Source organism: Nocardia sputorum (assembly GCF_027924405.1).
GTDB lineage: Bacteria > Actinomycetota > Actinomycetes > Mycobacteriales > Mycobacteriaceae > Nocardia > Nocardia sputorum.
On sequence record NZ_AP026978.1, the window covers coordinates 4,373,562 to 4,390,553 of the forward strand.

Consider the following 16,992-nt stretch of genomic DNA (forward strand, 5'->3'; position numbering starts at 1 on the left):
CCGGATCGACTCGTCCCCGACATGGCGGCGCGGACCGGCGCGCACTGCCCGCTCAGCCGACGGTTTCGACGGATCGCCACCAGCCAGCGAACTTCTAGCTATTCTTGAATCGCGTGCACGGTGTAGGTGTTCTCCGCAGTCGGAACTGTCGGTTGAGTGTTGTCCTCACGGATCGGCGAGATGACTATGACGATCTTCGAGCACACGCAAGCCCGCGACCCCAAACGCTATCTGTGGGTTCTGGGTCTGATCGCCCCGGGTTGCGCGCTTCTTCCCTCTCAGCTGGTGGTACACACCGGGCTGGAGGTGTTCTGGTGGATCGGGCCGATCATCGTGCTGGTGATCATCCCGCTGCTGGATTGGACCATCGGCGACGACGGAAGCAACCCTCGCGACGAAGACTACGAGGCGTTGTCCAACGACCGTTACTACCGGTGGTGCACCTTTCTCTTCCTGCCGCTGCAGTTCATCGGCCTGCTCATCGCCTGCTACTTGTGGGCCAGCCATGAGCTGAGCCTGGCCGACAAGCTCGGCTTGGCCGTCACCCTCGGCTTCGTCTCGGGGATCGGCATCAACGCGGCACACGAACTCGGCCACCGCTCCGAACGTCTCGAGCGGTGGCTGGCCAAGATCGCGCTCGCGCAGTCCGGGTACGGGCACTTCTTCGTGGAGCACAACCGCGGCCATCACGTCCGCGTCGCCACGCCCGAGGACCCGGCCAGCGCCCGCTTCGGCGAATCGCTGTGGCAATTCCTGCCGCGCACGATAACGGGGGGATTCCGCTCCGCTCTCGACCTGGAGCGCAAGCGGCTGGCGCGCAACGGCAAACGCTGGCTCAGCCCCAGCAATCATCTCCTGCAAGCGTGGGCGATGAGCGCGGCGCTGTTCACCACCCTGATCGTGGTTTTCGGCCCCGGCACGATCCCGTATCTCGCCATTCAGGCGGTCATCGGCGCGGGGCTACTCGAGACCGTCAACTACGTCGAGCACTACGGACTGCTGCGCACCCGGCGTCCGGACGGCCGGTACGCCCGCTGCTCGCCGCGCGACAGCTGGAACAGCGACCGCTTGGTCACCAACATCTTCCTGTTCCACCTGCAACGCCACAGCGACCACCACGCCAATCCCGGTCGCCGTTACCAAACCCTCCGTAGCTGCGACGTGGCGCCCCAGCTACCTGCGGGCTACGCCACCATGGTCGTGCTCGCCGCGATCCCGCCGCTGTGGCGCGCGGTCATGGACCACCGCGTCCTGGACCACTACAACGGCGACCTCACGCTGGTCAACACCAAGCCCCACAGGCGCAGGCTCGTCCTGCCGATCCGGCGTCCGCGTGCGGAAGCGCCGACGGATGCGAGCCCGCGCGCCCACAGCTCGAACCCGTCCACCGACACCGACGAGGACTGGTTCCCAACCGAGGCGAATCGGTGACGCCACCTCCTGCGGAGCAAGCCCTCCGCAGCCGAACCTCGGGGCTCACAACAGCGCGGATCGGTGCCGAGCATCGGGTTTGCGGCAGGTGAACTGCATGACGTCGGTGTGTCCACGGCGGAAGTACTCCGCGGACCCGGTCAGATACCGCAGGTAGGCGTTGTAGGTGTCCTGCCCGGCGAGCCGGACCGCCTGATCCCGGTGCTCACGCAGGGCGTCGGCCCAGCGGTCCAGGGTGGTGGTGTAGTGCGGACCCAGTGCCTGCACGTCGGCGACGGTGAATCCGGCGTCCTCCGCGTATTCGGTGATCCCTTTGGGGTGGTGGCCGGTCGGTAGCGGAAGCTGGCCACCGGGGAAGATGGTCTCGCGCAGGAACCGCAAGAACGCGAAATCGTCGCTGGTGATCCGGCCTCCGTGCGCCCGCAGATGGTCGCGGCTGTGACTCACCACGGTCTGCAGCAGCAGCACCCCGTCCGCGGGCATGATCCGGTAGGCGAAATCGAAGAACTCCCCGTAGCGGTCCACCGGCAGGTGTTCCAGCGCTCCGATGCACACGATCCGGTCGGCGCGCCGGTCGAAGTCCTCCCAGCCCTGCACGCGCACCCCGCCGTACGGGCGCCCACGGATCAGCCGGTCGACGAGCATGTCCCGCACGTAACGGTACTGATTACGGCTTCGGGTCAACCCGATCGTGTTCACCCCGTAGGTGTCCATGGCGCGCAGCATGGTCGAACCCCATCCGCAGCCGACGTCCAGCAAGGTCATCCCCGGCTGCAGATCGCATTTGGCCAAGGCGAGATCGATCTTCGCCATCTGGGCTTTTTCCAGGGTGTCGTCGGAGTGGGTCCACAGCGCGCAACTGTAGGTCCGGGTCGGGTCGAGGAACAGTCCGAAGAACTCGTCCGGCAGCTCTTCCCGGCAGAGGAATTCGCGGTAGAGAGGGGCTTGAACACTCATGACGGCGGAACTTTCTCGCAAACCAGCACTGCTGTTCAGCGGGAGCCGCCGGGCCGTGACGGCTTCCAGCCGGATGCGACGACGATGTCCGTAGACGCACCGACCACTCGCTGCCGACGAGGACTCCCGCGCCGACAGCAACGTCGCCGACGTGTCCGGACCTCGGCCGGCACTCCTTCACGCTACCTCGACACCCGAGAACCTGTTCTCGTAACCGGCCAGATCAGCAAACACACGGCGCCACCATGCCACCCGACCGCTGGGCGATCTCGGGCCTCGCCCCCGCCATAGGACCGCGCGTACCCGCGTGGGCAAGTGCGCTCGGGGCGCGGAAGGCAGCACAGGTCAGGTAGCGCACTACTCGGGTCAGGATGCCCTCGGATAGCTACATTTGCCTCATATCGCATCCAGCACCTGCCGCCCGGCCTCGGACGGATCGGTCACCACTCGGCGCGGAGTGCGGCACGCCGCCGTGACGACGTTGTCACGGCTCGCGGGCGGGACCTTTCGGCAGGTGCTCGGCACCCGATCACAAGCGGCGCCCTGAACGTCGGGGCGTGCGCACGACCACTCCTGATCTGATCATTTGATCAGGTATGATTCCCGTACCGATGGGGAAGGTGGGAGAGGTCGATGACTGCGGAGCCGGTAGTACGTACTCGGACCGATCGACGCCGGGAACGCACCCGCAACGCGCTGCTGGCGGCCGCACGGAAGTTCCTGTCGGAAGGCAGGTCGGCGGTGAGCATCCAAGAGATCACCGACGCCGCCGACGTCGGTTTCGGCTCGTTCTACAACCACTTCCAGACCAAAGAGCAGCTGTTCGACGAGGCGGTGAGCTCGGCGCTGGAGGTCTACGCCCAGATGCGCGACGAGATCGTCCGGCTCTACGACGATCCGGCCGAGGTGTTCGCGGTGAGTTTCCGGATGACCGGCCGGTTGCAGCGGCAGGTGCCCGAGATGGTGCGGGTCATCCTGCATTCGGGCATGTCGGTGCTCTCCCGTGACGAGGGTCTGGCCCCTCGAGCGCGCCGCGACATCCTCGCCGCCCAAGATGCGGGCCGGTTCGAGGAGATGGATCCGGAGATGGCGGTGATGGCCGCGGGCGGCGCGCTGCTGGGGTTGTTACAGCTGCTCGAGCAGCGCCCCGACGCCGATGCCGGGGCGCTGTCGGACGAGATGACCTTCCACGTCCTGCGCATGTTCGGGATGCCGAAACGCTCGGCCCGCAAGTTGGTGTCCGCGCCGCTTCCTCCCCAGCCGCCGTTGTGAAGGCGTTCGGCGCGCGGCGTTACCCCGATCACGCCGGTGGTCATCGAGTCTCCTCGTATTGCGGCGTTCCGTCGGCGCCGGTGACCGGCTGGTCGACCGTGAGCCGTCCTGGAAGTGCGGATATGCCCAGTTGCCGGCGCAATTCGGCGACCAACGGCCCGCCGCGACCGGGGGCGGCGACACCGAAGACGAACCGGTCGGGGCGCAGGACGACCACGCCGCCGGTGCGCAGTCCCGCCTTGGCGAACCATCGGGTCAGCGTGCCGGTGTGGTCTTCGACATCGATGACGTCGTCACGTCCGTCGCCCGGTTTGCCCTGCGGGCGTCCGCCGATCGGGTACACGGTTACGAAAGCGGCGCCGAGACAACTCAGCACCGCCGAATCCTCCGGCCCCAGAACCCGGCGGGGATCGGTCCCATAACCCAGCACCGCGAACCCGACCCCCAATACGTCGTCCAGGCGCCGATGGCGTCCGTCGTAGTCGCGGACGTCCGGCTGCGGGGCCAACGTTCCTTCCACACCGCGCAGGCGGCGCCGGGGTAGACCGAGGTATGCGCCGCGGCGGAAACGCGGCCGCGGTTTCATCTTCGCGCCGCGGATCCAGCCGCCGAGCCCGGGCACCCGCAAGGCGGTGGTGAGACCGACGTCCCTGCCCGCCGCGATCATCTTGTTGTCGATCGAGACGAGCTTCTTGTTCAGCACGGACAGATCGATCATCGCCTTGGCGTGCGGCCGTCGTTCCGACTCGTAGCTGTCCAGGATCTCCAGCGCCGCACCGTGTTCCAGGATCGCGGCCAGCTTCCAGGACAGGTTGTCCGCGTCGCGCACCCCGGAGTTCATGCCCTGCCCGATGAACTGCGGGGTCATGTGCGCGGCGTCGCCCGCGACGAGGATTCGCCGGTCGCGCCAGCGGTCGGCGACGACCGCGTTGAAGGTGTAGACCAGCTTGCGCAGCACCTCCACTTCGTCCGGATCGACGAACCGGGCGATGTAGCGGCGCACCGTGTCCGGGTCCTCCATCTCCTCCTTCGTCTGCGACGGCGACAGCATGAACTCGAAGCGGTGATGCCGATCCGGCTGCGGGCAGGACACGATCGGCAGTTCGGGATCGCACACGAAGTCGAAGTACGGCAGATGCCGGAAGGCATCGACACCGTCGCGGGCGCGCAGATCGACCACCAGCCACCGTTCCGGAAAACTGGTGCCGGACATCTCGATACCGAGCTTGGTGCGCACCACACTGCGCCCGCCGTCGCAGCCGACCAGGAACTCGGCCCGCACCCGTTCGGCAGTGCGCGGATCGGTGTCCGCCGGATGCTTGCCGTATCCGGTGCCCCGGCATTCGACGTGCTCGACGCTCACGCCGTCGGCGTCCTGCTCGAAATCGACGACCGCGCGGCCGCGCCGCACCGTGACGTGCGGATAGCGGCCGAGCGCCCGTTCCAGGGTGTTCTCCAGATACGGCTGGTACAGGAAATTGACCACCGGCCAGCCCAGCGGCCGATCGGTCTGATGGAACTGCGCCAGCACCGAGCCGTCCGCGCGCACCCACTGCACGGTCGAATCGATGTTCATGTCCGCCGCCAATTCGTCCGCGGCGCCCGCGGTCTGGAAGATTCGCATACCTTCGTCGTCGGTGTAGACCGCACGAGCCAGCCCGTAGTACTCCGGTTCGCGTTCCAGCGCCAGCACCCGCACCCCACGCCGTCCCAGCAGGTTGGCCAAGGTCAACCCGGTCGGGCCGAGGCCGACCACTACGACATCCACATCGAAAACGCTCATCGCGATGGTCCTCCCGCCAGTTGGGGAACAGTGGGTTCCGGTGTGCGCACGGTCCGCAGGGCGTGCCGGAATTGGGCGAACTTGTCCAGCACCGTCTCCCCCACCGTCGTGTGGCCCCAGACGCTGATGCCGTGATAGGTGCTCGGTTCCCAGGTCGATTCCAGTTCCGGACCGATCACCACCGGATTCCAGCCGACCTCCAGCTCGAAGCCCGACGGCGTCACGCAATAGAACGACAGCTCACGATCGTTGGTGTGCTGGCCGACCGACCACGCCATACGGAAACCCAGATCGGTGACCCGCCCGTACGCGGCCAGCATGTCGTCCAGGCTCGCGGACTGGATGTTGATGTGCTGCACGCGCGTGCGCAGCGGATCGATCTTCACCCCGCGCAGGTTCGCGATCGCGATCGAGTGATGGCGCTCGTTCACCCTGAGAAACCGGATCTTCATCTTCAGGCCGGAGACGTTCTCATCGATGTAGTCGGTCAACCGCGCGTCGAACACCGTGTCGTAGTAGCTGCGCATCGACTCCGGTTGGCGGGAAACGATCGCCACGTGACCCATCCCCGCCTCCCCCGTGACCCAGCCGGAACCGATCATCTCCAGCGGCTCCGGAGTCGTCACCGGGGTGGCGAAGATTTCGGTGGCGATGCCTTTGGGGCCCGGGAAGCGCCACAGCCGCTGCACGCCGCGTGCGGCCGCCTGCTCGGCGGTGCCTTCCTCGATCGGCACGCCGCGGTCGCTGACCCGCGCGAGGATGCGTTCGAAGGTCTCGTGGTCGTCGACCTGCCAGCCCAGCGCGGTGACGTCCTCGGCCGGGCCGCGCCGGATGAGGAAACGGCAAGCGTGGTCGTCCAATCGGAAGCGCAGCACGTCGGTGTCGAGTTCGTCGACGTGCATCCCGATCGCCGACGCGCCGAACCGGCGCCAGTCGGCCTGCCGCTGGGAGTGCACCACCACGTAGCCCAGGTGCACCGCACCGAACACCGAGCCCGAGCGCATCAGACCGCTCCCAGGAACGCGCCGGCCAACTCGTTGAACAGCTCCGCGCGCTCCCACTGCACCCAATGGCCGGTCTCGGCCGCCAGGTACAGATCGCAGTGCGGCATCCGCTCGGCGAGCATGCGCCCGCCCGCGGGCCGGTTCACCTTGTCTTCGGCGCCCCAGATCACCAGGGTCGGATGCTGCACTCGCGACAGCCGGGGGTCGCGGGTGAAATCCATCCGCCACAGCGTCCGCAATGCCGACGGGCCCGAGGGACGCCGCAAGGGCGGGTCGGCCACCACGTCCGGATCGAGACTGGCTCGGTAACGCTCGTCGATGACGTCTTCGCCGACGTCGCCTGCATCGTAGACCAGGTATTCGCGGACGAACTCGGCCAGTTTGGCGCGGCTGGGCCCATCGCCGTCGTAGTAGGACAGCAGCGACTGCAGGCCCTTGGTCGGCAACGAGCGCGTGGTGCCCACGCCACCGGGGCCCATGAGGATCAGCTTGCGTACCTTCTCGGGCCGGTCCATCGCCAAACGCAGCGCCGCCGCTCCCCCGTAGGAATTCCCGATCAGGTGTGCCGAGCCGATGCCGAGGGCGTCCAGCAGGCCACCGATAGCCGCGGCCAAGTCACCGAACGGGTCGGACTGATCGATGTGTTTCGTCGAACGCCCGTAGCCGGGCATATCCGGCACGATCACCCGGAAACGCCGGGCCAACGCCGCGACATTGCGGGCGTAGTTCGACATGCCGCTCGCGCCCGGCCCACCCCCGTGCAAGAGCACCACCGCATCGCCGGCGCCGGCCTCGCTGTAGAAGATGTCCCGAGCGCCGACCCGGACAGTCCGCCCGGTCTCGGCGGCGTTGTCGATTGTCATCACTGCCTCCGATTCACTGATCTGATGCAATCATCAGTTATGCGGAAATACTCTGTCAAGCAAAAATGATGAAATCATCAGAATCGGTTGCGTGACGCTCCGGGGTGCGCCAGAGTGAGGGTTCGGACCCTTCGGGCACCCATCGGACCCGGCGCGTCCGGAGAAAGGACTGCTCAATGAACCGCATCGATGTGCATCAGCACCTGATCCCTCCGAGCTACGCCGACGCGCTCCGGGAGCACGGTCTCACCGCTCCCGGTGGACGTGCGCTGCCCGAGTGGAGCGCCGAAGGGGCGCGGGCGTTGATGACGCAAGCCGGGATCGCGGCGGCGGTGCTGTCGGTGTCGACTCCCGGCACCACCTTCCTGGCCGATCCGGCCCAGGCGGCCGCGCTCGCCCGCGCGCTCAACGACGACACCGCCGCGCTGGCGCACGCCGACCCCGACCGGTTCGGTTTCCTCGCCACCCTCGCCATGCCGGACGTCGACGCGGCCGCCACCGAGGCCGAGCGCGCCCTCGACGACCTGGGCGCCGACGGTGTCGTGCTGCTCGGCAACGCGGCGGGGACCTATTTGGGCGAAGAAGGGCAGGACGCCCTCTTCCAGGTGCTGGACCGGAGAGCGGCCGTCGCGTTCGTCCATCCGGCCGACCTGCCCGCGCCCGCCGTGCCGGGTGTTCCGCCGTTCGCCGCGGATTTCCTCCTCGACACCACCCGGGCCGCCTTCCTCCTCGTGCGCAACGGCATCCGGCGCCGGTATCCCAACATCCGTTTCATCCTGAGTCACGCCGGTGGGTTCGTCCCGTACGCCGCGCACCGCATGGCGCTGGCCATCGTCAACGACACCGGGCGCAGCCCGTTGGACATCCTCGACGATTTCGCCGGATTCTATTTCGACACAGCGTTGTCAGCCGGCGCCGCGACGTTACCGAGCCTGCTCGCGTTCGCTGAACCCGGGCACGTGCTCTACGGCAGCGACTGGCCCTTCGCCCCGGAGCCCGCGGTCCATTATTTCAACGCCGGGCTCGACACCTTTTCCGGATGTGACGACACCACGCGGCGAAATATACAGCGCGACAATGCCCTAGCGTTGTTTCCGAAGTTCGGCGACGCCGCGCCGACGCCGGAGCCACCGCTGCTCACCAGGGCGCGAGCGGCCTTGCGGCACCAACTCTTCCGGAGTGTGGCCAAGGCGATGGCCCGCCGCTGAACCGGCGGGTCGGATCGTCCGACCGTCGGGTGGATCGGCGGTCCGGCGTCAGAGGCTCAGCCGCTCGAATTCGGTCGCACAATGCGCGGAGAACACGGTCACCACGTCGCCGTGGTCACGGACGAGTTCGCGCAGCCGCTGCTGATTCTCGATCCGAGACTGCCGCTCGGTGTCCACATACCACTGGAAAATTCGCGTGCCCAAAGGCATGAACGGCTCGGCACACATTTGTCCGTGATAGGTGTAGGCGTCGCCGGCGTGCAACAACCAACCGTTTCCCGTGTCGACAGCGACACCGACATGACCGCGCGTATGTCCGGCCAGGGGAACGAGGAGTATTTCCGGAGGCAGGCCCCGCAGTTCGCGGACCGCCCGGAAATCGAACCAGCTCGACATACTGCTGTCGGATTCGTCGTAAACCGACCACTTGGGTCCGTGCTCGAATTGCGCTCGGCGGTAGCGGAATTCTTCACGACGGCCGTAGGCCCCTTCGGCGGCGTCCAACTCCGCACGGTGGACGTGCACGGTGGCCGCGGGGAAATCGGCTAGGCCGCCCGCGTGGTCGAGATCGAGGTGCGTCACGATGATGTCCCGGACGTCGTCGCGGGCGAAGCCCAGCGCCTCGATCTGCCGGGCGATCGGGTGGTCGAGGGCCGGGTTAGATTGCCGGATGAGCTGCCGCCCGACCCAGGCCTCCGGCCGGATCAGCGCCTGTTCGCCGTATCCGGTGTCGATCAGGGCCAATCCGGCGGAGTGCTCGATCAACAAGCAGTGACACGCGCCGACGGCCCTGCGCCGAACCCCCGGCCGGCCGTCGAACAAACGGCCTCCGAAAGGACGTGTCCCCCCGGCATCCAAATGATGGACACGCACCAGTCCGCTCCTATCCGCGCCGTCCGGTCAGCCACCCTACTCGCCCGTGTCGTCGCGCGCGACAGACGCCGAGCATGCTTGTGACCCGAAACGGCAGTGCGCGAACAGGTTCGGCGCGCCGTTCGCCGCCTCCTCGACCGATATCAGGCGATCTTCAAGGTGCCGCCATCGATGACGTAGTCCGCACCGACGATATTGGCGGCTTTCGGCGACGCGAGGAAGGCGACGAGGGCGGCGACCTCCTCCGGTTCGCTGATCCGGCCGGACGCGATGCCGAACTGCTCGGGGACGGCCGCGAGCAATTCCTCCTGCGAAACGCCCTGCGCCGCGGCGAACTTGGCGCCGACGCCGTGCGGTCCGCGCCACATCGGCGTGCCCACCACACCGGGAGAGACGGTGTTGACCCGCACCCCGCGCGGGCCGTACTCCTCGCTGAGCCGCTTGGTGAGCGCGGTCAACGCGGCCTTGGCCTCGCTGTAACCGACCGGTCCAGCGGCCGGGAGATGCTTGTTGATCGATGAGACGGTGACGATCGAGCCGCGCCGCTCCAGCAGGCTGGGCAGGGCCGCGCGGGTGATCCAGATGGCGCTGAACAAATTCAGATCCAAGAGTTCTCGCCATTGCTCGTCCTCGACGTCGAGGAAGCCGCCCAATTCCAGACGAGCGGCGTTCACGGCGCCGACGTTGTTGACGAGGATGTCGATGCCGCCCAATTCGTCCAGTGCGGCGCCGATCAGCCGGGCCGCTCCCGCCGAGGTGGCAAGATCGACGGAAATCGCAGCGACACTGGATTTTTCGAGTTCGGGGGTGATGGTGCGCGCGGCGCCGACCACTCGGACACCTTCGGCGGACAACGCTTCGGCGACGGCCAGGCCGATGCCGCGACTGGCGCCGGTGACGACGGCGGTCTTGCCGGACAGTTCGAGATCCATGATTGATCCTCTCTTTTCTTGAACTACAGGTCAAAAATATGGGCAGCAAGCGCGGCGGCGGTGGAAAGCGGAATTCAGAGGCCGGTCAGAGCGGTGTCGATGATGCGATGCAAGGTGGGCGCGTCGTAGGTCTTCGCCATCACGCGAAGGCCGACGATGGTGTTCATCAGGAATTCGGCCATCTCCCGCGGGTCGGTGTCCGCGCGCACGTCACCGTCGCGCCGCCCCTGGTCGATTCGGGCCTCCAACGCCGCCATCACGTGGTCCTGCATGGTGCGCACCGCCCGGGTGATCTCCGCATCGTGCCCGGCCAATTCCATGGCCGTGTTCACCGCCAGGCAGCCGCGCCGAACCGGCTGCGCGAGATCGGCGTCGACCATTCCGCGCAGGAAGGCGGCCACGCACTCACGGGTGGTGCCCGGGCGGGTCAGGATGTCGGCGGCCAGCTCGACCCCCAGCCGGTCGTAGCGGTCCAGAGCCCGGTCGAACAACGCGCGCTTGCTGCCGAAAGCGTGGTAGAGACTGCCCTTCCCGATACCGGTGGCATCGGCCAACTGCGCGGGAGAGGTGTTGGCGTACCCATGGGTCCAGAACGCCTCCATGGCCCGTTCCACCACCGTGTCGGGGTCGAAGTTGCGCGGCCTGCCCATGACCGGAACAGTAACGGTTTTAGACCTTTGGGTCAACAAAGTCGGTGGCCGTTTCCGTGGCCAGTGGCGCTATCGGATCGCGCTGAGCGCAACGATGCCCGTCGGTCATGCGCCCGGCTAACCTTCCCGGCAGGACGCTGTTACGGAGGAGCGCGCGGTGACCACTGAGTCGACCATCGACGCCGATACCGCACTACACCCGCTCGACGACCCGGTCAGGGCGTCGCTGCGTGGCGCGCACCGCCGGTTCGCCGGCTGGGTGGGACGGATCGGCCGTTACGACCCGCAGGTCGCCAGGTTCGTAGGCCATCCGCCGGTGCTGAACGCGCAGGACTGGGCCGACTTGGCCACACTGCTCGGACCGGGCGGCAGTACCGCCTTGCGCGGCCACGGCCACGTGCCGCCGGACGGCTGGACAGTGCTGGAGGAGATGGACTCGGTACAAATGGACGGCGCCGCGCTGCGCGTCGCCCAGGACCCGGAATTGGAAGTTCTCACCGCGGCCGATGTGCCCGAGATCCTGGAACTGATCGCCCGCACCGAACCGGGCCCCTACGCGCCGCGGACCATCGAAATGGGCACCTATCTGGGCCTGCGGGTCGGCGGCAGACTGGTCGCGATGGCCGGAGAGCGCCTGCACCCGCCGGGTTGGACCGAGATCAGCGCCGTGTGCACCGACGCGGAATTCCGGGGCCGCGGGTTCGCCACCCGCCTGATCCGCGCGGTCGGCGCAGGCATCCGCGCGCGCGGCGAGACCCCGTTCCTGCACGCGCTGGCCCGCAATACGACAGCGATCGGTCTGTACGAGACGCTGGGCTTCACGCTGCGCAGACGCTCGAAATTGACGGTCGTGCAGGCGCCGACGTCGTTCGGCAGTGCCCTGCGCTGACGCGTGCCGGCTGGTTGCCACTGAGAGTTCGATCACTCCTTTTCGACGGCCCGGGACGGGCGTTCCACAGAGCGCGGTGGCCGAATTCGATACAGATGCGCTGAATCCAGCGCATATCCGACGGACGATCAGTTCGACAGACAACCGACCGGCGCTGAAGCACTGCGCGCCGGTCCACCGACGTTTGCCGTCTCGGACAGTTCGCGCTGCGGATCCAGACAGAGTTGGGTATGCTTCCGCGACGTAAGTCGAATTATGCTGCGGTAGAACACTTTTGGTAGACCGGTCGGTATGACGGCAGGGTCCGGCCGCAGCGCCAATTGCCGGCGACGTAAGCAGGGGAGTTCAGACGTGTCGAGGTGGCACCGGGCACACGGATCGTCGGGATACACGACCCGCCCAGCAGGCCTGCGACCATTCTCCCCCGCGGCGCCTCAGCGGCTTCTCGCACACGCATTCCTTCGGTAGCCGACCGGCTGTCCACGCCGGCCGGATCCGCCTACGCCAGAGAAGCCGTGCGGAGTCTGCCGTCGATCTCGCATTCCTCCTCCAGGAGTCCGTTGTGACTATTCCCCCTTCCTTTTCGCTGCCCTTCGAGCCCTCCGGTGCGCACACGTGAAGCTGTATTCGGACGAGTTCGCCGCCGACCCCCATGCCGCGTACCGGCAGATGCGAAGCGATCACGGCCCGCTCGTCCCGGTCGAAGTAGCGCCGGATGTGTCGGCGACTCTGATCATCGATTACCGAACAGCATTGGACGTCCTCACCGACTCGGCGCGTTTCTCCGCCGATCCGAGCGAATGGGAACAGCATGTGCCGCCGGAGTGCCCGGTGCCGTGGACGATGCGGTGGCGGCCGGACGCCTCGCGCGCAGCGGGAGACGAGCATGCCCGCTACCGGAACGCGGTCACCGGCAGCCTCGACCGGATCGATCTGCACCGGCTGCGCGACACAGTGGAACGCACCGCCGTGTCGCTGATCAACGGTTTCTGCGCGGCCGGTGCGGCAGATCTGCTCAACGAGTACGCGATTCCGCTCACCGTCCGCGTGCTCGAGGAAGTACTCGGATTCCCACCGGAAATCCGCGAAGACGCCTACACAGCGATGATGAACCTGCGCGACGCCGTCGACCCCGGCTCGGTGGACGAGAACCGGCGAACGCTCAACGCGGCCATGCTCGAGGTGATCGCGGCCAAGCGGGCAGCGCCTGCCGGAGACGTGGCGTCCTGGCTGGTCCAGCATCCGGCTCGGCTCAGCGAAACCGAACTCGTCCATCAGATGGCCTCGCTGTACACCACGGGGGCCGAGCCGACCTGGAACCTCATCGCGGTCACCGTGCTGTTGCTGATGACCGATGACCGATTCGGCGGCGAACTCCTCGGCGGAGCATTGTCCACCCGCGACGCCATCGACGAGGTGCTGTTCACCGATCCCCCGACGGCGAATTCGTGTGTGCGATACCCGAATCAGCCGCAGATCGTCGGGAACGTGTGGCTGCCGCAACATCAACCGGTACTGATCGGTTTGGCGGCCTGCAACAACGATCCCACGGCGGTAGCGGGCGACCGCCAGGGCAACCGCTCCCACCTGGCCTGGGGCGCCGGTCCGCACACCTGTCCCGCCCAGTCGGTCGCCATGGTCATCGTCCAAGAGGCGCTCGACCAGCTGCTCGACGCGCTACCGGAGATCCGGCTCGCGATCCCCGCCGCGGAAGTGAAGTGGCTGCCGAGCTCCTTCCACCGGGCACCGGCCACCGTCCCGGTCACTTTTCCGGAGTCGCCGCCCCTCGCTCTGCTCTGAGACCCACAGGTGGGTGCCGGTGCCCCGCGGCGAGCGAGAGGCTTGTTACGAATCACCTGAATGTCTAAAACAATTACCCATCTGTAAAATAACGCCCTACTCTGGGGAGGTGCCGAGTCATCGCACCCCGGATCCCGCCCACCGCGTCCGCGACGCCGAACGGACGAAACGCTGTCTGCTCGAAGCGGCCTTGGACGAGTTCGCCGCAAAGGGCTACGCCGGCGCCCGAGTCGGCGACATCGCCGAACGAGCCGGCGTCAACAAGCAGCTGATCACCTACTACTTCGGCGGCAAGGAAGGCCTGTACCGGGCGCTCCAGCAGAGCTGGCTGGAGCGCGAGGCCGCATTCAGCGATCCGGCGCTGCCGTTGGCGGAGGTGGTCACGAACTATCTGCGCGACGGGTTGCGCGACCCGCGCGGCATCCGCCTGCTCATGTGGCGCGGACTGTCGGATGCCGCACCGCCCGGCGAGCACCCGATATCACGGAGCGATCTCGCCGCGACCAGGCGCAGGCAAGAGGACGGCGAGGTCGCCGCCGACCTCGACCCCGCCGCCTTCCAGCTCGCGGTGATGGGGATGGTCATCGCCCCCCTGCTGCTACCGGTGCAGGTTCGCGAACTGTTCGGCGTGGATGCCCAGTCCGCCGAGTTCGAGCACCGCTACGGCGCACAGTTGCGCCGCATTCTCGCCCATCTCACCGATTCCCCTTCCGAAGGAGAAACCCCATGACCTACCTCGTCACCGGCGTTCGCGGCATCGTCGGCCGCGCCGTCGTCGATCAACTGCGCGAAGCCGGAAAGCCGGTGCGGGCGGCCAGTTCCCAACCGGCCGAAACCACCGTGCCGGACGGCGTCGACCTCGTCGGGCTCGACCTGACCGACCCCGGATCGGTCACCGCCGCCCTCACGGGTGTCGATAAAATCTTCTGCTACGCCGCCGCCGAGGGCATCGACAACTTCGTCGACGCCGCGAAGGCCGCCGGAGTCGCCCACATCGTGTTGCTGTCCTCCATCGCGGCCGAGAACGACCACAACCCCATCGGCGCAAGGCATCTCGCGGTCGAGAACCCGCTACGCGCGTCCGGCCTGCCGTTGACCGTCCTGCGGCCCGGCGCCTTCGCGGCCAACGCCCGCTTCTGGTTCTCCACCATCAAGGCCGACCGCGTCGTCCGCGTCCCCTTCCCGGACCTGCAACTGACCCCGATCCATGAGGCCGACATCGCCGCCGCGGCTATCACAGCGCTCGACGACCCCTCCCACGCGGGCAAAATCTACCCGCTGACCGGCCCGGAATCCCTCTCGCATCGCCAACAGGTCGCCGCCATCGCCGCTGCCCTGGGCGAGCGAATCAACCTGATCGAACTGAGCTACGAGGAAGCGGCCGACATCTACTACCGCCCGGTCCTCGACCTGTGGGCGAAGGCCGGAACGGAACCGAGCCCCGTCGGCCCCACTTCCGAATCGATCACCGGCACCCCCGCCCGCACCTTCGCCCAGTGGGCGGTAGACCACGTGGACGACTATCGCTGAGCGCCCCGCCTTCAGCCCCCGCGCCACGGCCCCCGCCCGCACCGGCGAGCCCAAGCCACCGCCCACCCCGCCAGGCACCACAACCCACTCTGACTAGGCGATTAGCACCGCCCCACCCTCGTGCGGTAATCTCTTCGAGCGCCCGCACAGCGGACGCGACGGGCTGTGGCGCAGTTTGGTAGCGCACTTGACTGGGGGTCAAGTGGTCGCAGGTTCAAATCCTGTCAGCCCGACACAGAAAACCCCTTCCGACCAGCGTCGGAAGGGGTTTTCTCGTTCCGTGGAGGGGTGCCGGGATTCGACCCATCTCACAGAAATCTCACGTTTTCGGGCTCTGCCCACGCGCCCAGGCTTCCAGGACAGCACGGTTGTCGGGCACGGTCTCAGGCACGTCGATGTAGTGGGTCTTGGCGACCTCGCGGGTGTTGCCGAGCTGGCGGGCTGCCCGTTCGGGGTCGTCGAAGGCGTGATCGACCGCGGTCGCCACGCCCTTGCGGAAGGTTCGCGGGGTAACCCAGGCGAAGTCCTCACCGCGCGCGGCCCGCCAGGTGCGCCCGAAGTTGTTCGGGTTGCGCAGCGACCCGTTGCGTGCCGGGAACAACAAGCCCATAGGGTTCGGGCGGTCGGTGACCTCGAGGTCTTTGATCGCCTCCCGGATCGCTTCGACGGCGTGTTCGGGCAGCAGGATCCGCCGCCAGCCGTTCTCCGACTTGGGCGCCGGCTTGCGCACCCACCCTCCGGCTCCGGCGCCCTTCTCTTCGACCAGTGTGCCGGTCACGTCCAGGTACGGATCGCTGGCGTCGAGGTCGATGTCGTCGAGCAGCAGGGCGAAGACCTCATGCGGGCGCATCCCGGTCCCGGTGATCACGTCCACCACCCACACCACCGTCCAATCCCGCGGCGGACCACTCTTGTACGCCGGAGTCCCCGGGATAGCTTCCCCACGCGCCCACGCTCGCACCTGGGCCCGGAACGCCGGCAGCGCAGCGTGGTCTTGGACCTTGCCGCGCGCGGGTACGCGGCGGCGGGTGAAGGCACTCACGCCGTCGATCGGGTTGGCGTCGAGGACGCCGTGGCGGACCGCGATCTGCATCATCGCCCGCAGGATGATCTTGTGCTGCTTGGCCTTACGCCGCAGCCCCAGCGACACCAGTCGTTTCAGGTGTCGGTCGAGCTCGCCTGCGGTGGCCTGCCAGATCTGCAGGTTCCCGATCGAGTTCTCGATCTTGATCGTGTCCCGCTTGGCGCGCCGGTCCTTGGAGACGTAGATCTCGCGGCGGTAGTCCTCGACGTTGCCCGCGGTGTAGGCGTCGTCGGCCTCGAGTTCGTCGAGCAACTCCTTCGCCAGTTGGACCAGCTTGGTGTTGCGGGTGATCCGATCGTGCCCGAGCTGTTCACGAAAATCCCGCATCGCCTCGGCCAACCGGTTTCTCGCGTCGTCGGCACTGACACCCATCCGTTCCAGCTGCTGCGACCCACCCGCACCGTAATAGCGGACGGTGGTCCTGTACCGCCCGTTCTTCTGCTTCTTCGGCCTCGTCGGTGTCCCGAACGTCCCGACCGGCTTCGGCAACCTCCCACCCATTACACCCTTCCCCACACCTGGATAACCATCGATTCACAGGCGCAGCCCACGGCCCGATCGGCGGCGCTGCCGCACCGCTGGAAACGCCGAGTCGTAGGTGAACGCACAGCGGAAGCATGGGCAGACGACCACATGAGCCTCAAGAGGTGAAAAGTAGCTAGAAGATAGCCTGCATGCGGATTGACGCTTACAGCTCGCTAGGCTCATGCAGCAGC

At 67.2% G+C, this 16,992-nt stretch carries 15 protein-coding genes and 1 tRNA gene; 8 read left to right on the top strand and 8 right to left on the bottom strand.

From position 1 onward, the window contains the following. Positions 1-180: 180 nt before the first annotated feature. Positions 181-1,431, top strand: a complete 1,251-nt coding sequence (locus QMG86_RS19690; RefSeq protein ID WP_281873930.1) for an alkane 1-monooxygenase — start codon at positions 181-183, stop codon at positions 1,429-1,431. Between the two features lie 45 nt (positions 1,432-1,476). Here QMG86_RS19690 and QMG86_RS19695 read toward each other — a convergent pair whose 3' ends face one another. Continuing rightward, positions 1,477-2,388, bottom strand: a complete 912-nt coding sequence (locus QMG86_RS19695; protein WP_281873931.1) for a class I SAM-dependent methyltransferase — start codon at positions 2,386-2,388, stop codon at positions 1,477-1,479. Between the two features lie 633 nt (positions 2,389-3,021). On the opposite strand from QMG86_RS19695, the gene QMG86_RS19700 reads away from it, so the two are divergent. Continuing rightward, positions 3,022-3,660, top strand: a complete 639-nt coding sequence (locus QMG86_RS19700) for a TetR/AcrR family transcriptional regulator (protein ID WP_281873932.1) — start codon at positions 3,022-3,024, stop codon at positions 3,658-3,660. 40 nt (positions 3,661-3,700) lie between these two features. Here the strand turns inward: QMG86_RS19700 and mhpA are convergent, their stop codons facing one another. From mhpA to QMG86_RS19715, 3 genes are read right to left on the bottom strand one after another with little or no spacing between them, the layout of a single operon-like run. Continuing rightward, on the bottom strand, positions 3,701-5,443 hold the full coding sequence (mhpA, locus tag QMG86_RS19705; RefSeq protein ID WP_281873933.1) for a bifunctional 3-(3-hydroxy-phenyl)propionate/3-hydroxycinnamic acid hydroxylase MhpA: 1,743 nt from the start codon (positions 5,441-5,443) through the stop codon (positions 3,701-3,703). Continuing rightward, a complete protein-coding gene (locus QMG86_RS19710) occupies positions 5,440-6,447 on the bottom strand; it encodes a VOC family protein (protein WP_281873934.1) in 1,008 nt (335 codons plus the stop codon). The genes mhpA and QMG86_RS19710 overlap by 4 nt, the downstream gene beginning before the upstream one ends. Beyond that, a complete protein-coding gene (locus QMG86_RS19715; RefSeq protein WP_281873935.1) occupies positions 6,447-7,310 on the bottom strand; it encodes an alpha/beta fold hydrolase in 864 nt (287 codons plus the stop codon). Before QMG86_RS19715 ends, QMG86_RS19710 begins: the two co-directional genes overlap by 1 nt. Before the next feature lie 176 nt (positions 7,311-7,486). Here QMG86_RS19715 and QMG86_RS19720 point away from each other — a divergent pair, with 176 nt between their 5' ends. Beyond that, complete coding sequence (locus tag QMG86_RS19720; protein WP_281873936.1) at positions 7,487-8,518, top strand: amidohydrolase family protein; 1,032 nt, start codon at positions 7,487-7,489, stop codon at positions 8,516-8,518. A 48-nt stretch (positions 8,519-8,566) separates the two neighbouring features. Here QMG86_RS19720 and QMG86_RS19725 read toward each other — a convergent pair whose 3' ends face one another. The 3 genes from QMG86_RS19725 to QMG86_RS19735 all read right to left on the bottom strand — a co-directional run bounded on the left by QMG86_RS19725 (position 8,567) and on the right by QMG86_RS19735 (position 10,973). After that, complete coding sequence (locus QMG86_RS19725; protein ID WP_281873937.1) at positions 8,567-9,391, bottom strand: MBL fold metallo-hydrolase; 825 nt, start codon at positions 9,389-9,391, stop codon at positions 8,567-8,569. A gap of 143 nt (positions 9,392-9,534) precedes the next feature. Next, positions 9,535-10,323 carry an oxidoreductase gene (locus QMG86_RS19730; RefSeq protein ID WP_281873938.1) on the bottom strand — a complete coding sequence of 263 codons (789 nt, stop codon included), beginning with the start codon at positions 10,321-10,323 and terminating at the stop codon, positions 9,535-9,537. A 74-nt stretch (positions 10,324-10,397) separates the two neighbouring features. After that, positions 10,398-10,973, bottom strand: a complete 576-nt coding sequence (locus tag QMG86_RS19735) for a TetR/AcrR family transcriptional regulator (protein ID WP_281873939.1) — start codon at positions 10,971-10,973, stop codon at positions 10,398-10,400. A 157-nt stretch (positions 10,974-11,130) separates the two neighbouring features. Between QMG86_RS19735 and QMG86_RS19740 the strand changes: the two genes are divergently transcribed. The 5 genes from QMG86_RS19740 to QMG86_RS19760 all read left to right on the top strand — a co-directional run bounded on the left by QMG86_RS19740 (position 11,131) and on the right by QMG86_RS19760 (position 15,425). Then, the gene (locus QMG86_RS19740; protein ID WP_281873940.1) at positions 11,131-11,862 is read left to right on the top strand and encodes a GNAT family N-acetyltransferase; all 732 of its coding nucleotides are present in this window, start codon (positions 11,131-11,133) and stop codon (positions 11,860-11,862) included. Positions 11,863-12,477: 615 nt separating this feature from the next. Then, the gene (locus tag QMG86_RS19745; protein ID WP_281873943.1) at positions 12,478-13,662 is read left to right on the top strand and encodes a cytochrome P450 family protein; all 1,185 of its coding nucleotides are present in this window, start codon (positions 12,478-12,480) and stop codon (positions 13,660-13,662) included. 109 nt (positions 13,663-13,771) lie between these two features. After that, positions 13,772-14,392 carry a TetR/AcrR family transcriptional regulator gene (locus QMG86_RS19750; RefSeq protein ID WP_281873945.1) on the top strand — a complete coding sequence of 207 codons (621 nt, stop codon included), beginning with the start codon at positions 13,772-13,774 and terminating at the stop codon, positions 14,390-14,392. Continuing rightward, entirely contained in the window at positions 14,389-15,192 is an 804-nt protein-coding gene (locus QMG86_RS19755; protein WP_281873946.1) for an SDR family oxidoreductase, read from the top strand. Before QMG86_RS19750 ends, QMG86_RS19755 begins: the two co-directional genes overlap by 4 nt. A gap of 159 nt (positions 15,193-15,351) precedes the next feature. Beyond that, a tRNA-Pro gene (locus QMG86_RS19760) sits at positions 15,352-15,425 on the top strand. Positions 15,426-15,511: 86 nt separating this feature from the next. Here QMG86_RS19760 and QMG86_RS19765 read toward each other — a convergent pair. Next, on the bottom strand, positions 15,512-16,648 hold the full coding sequence (locus tag QMG86_RS19765) for a tyrosine-type recombinase/integrase (RefSeq protein ID WP_281873947.1): 1,137 nt from the start codon (positions 16,646-16,648) through the stop codon (positions 15,512-15,514). Positions 16,649-16,992: the final 344 nt, after the last annotated feature.

Bases quoted from the DNA above. Each gene is read 5' to 3' on its own strand.
- QMG86_RS19690 (WP_281873930.1), top strand. From the start codon at position 181: ATGACTATGACGATCTTCGAGCACACGCAAGCCCGCGACCCCAAACGC.
- QMG86_RS19695 (WP_281873931.1), bottom strand. From the start codon at position 2,388: ATGAGTGTTCAAGCCCCTCTCTACCGCGAATTCCTCTGCCGGGAAGAG.
- QMG86_RS19700 (WP_281873932.1), top strand. From the start codon at position 3,022: ATGACTGCGGAGCCGGTAGTACGTACTCGGACCGATCGACGCCGGGAA.
- mhpA (WP_281873933.1), bottom strand. From the start codon at position 5,443: ATGAGCGTTTTCGATGTGGATGTCGTAGTGGTCGGCCTCGGCCCGACC.
- QMG86_RS19710 (WP_281873934.1), bottom strand. From the start codon at position 6,447: ATGCGCTCGGGCTCGGTGTTCGGTGCGGTGCACCTGGGCTACGTGGTG.
- QMG86_RS19715 (WP_281873935.1), bottom strand. From the start codon at position 7,310: ATGACAATCGACAACGCCGCCGAGACCGGGCGGACTGTCCGGGTCGGC.
- QMG86_RS19720 (WP_281873936.1), top strand. From the start codon at position 7,487: ATGAACCGCATCGATGTGCATCAGCACCTGATCCCTCCGAGCTACGCC.
- QMG86_RS19730 (WP_281873938.1), bottom strand. From the start codon at position 10,323: ATGGATCTCGAACTGTCCGGCAAGACCGCCGTCGTCACCGGCGCCAGT.
- QMG86_RS19735 (WP_281873939.1), bottom strand. From the start codon at position 10,973: ATGGGCAGGCCGCGCAACTTCGACCCCGACACGGTGGTGGAACGGGCC.
- QMG86_RS19755 (WP_281873946.1), top strand. From the start codon at position 14,389: ATGACCTACCTCGTCACCGGCGTTCGCGGCATCGTCGGCCGCGCCGTC.
- QMG86_RS19765 (WP_281873947.1), bottom strand. From the start codon at position 16,648: ATGGGTGTCAGTGCCGACGACGCGAGAAACCGGTTGGCCGAGGCGATG.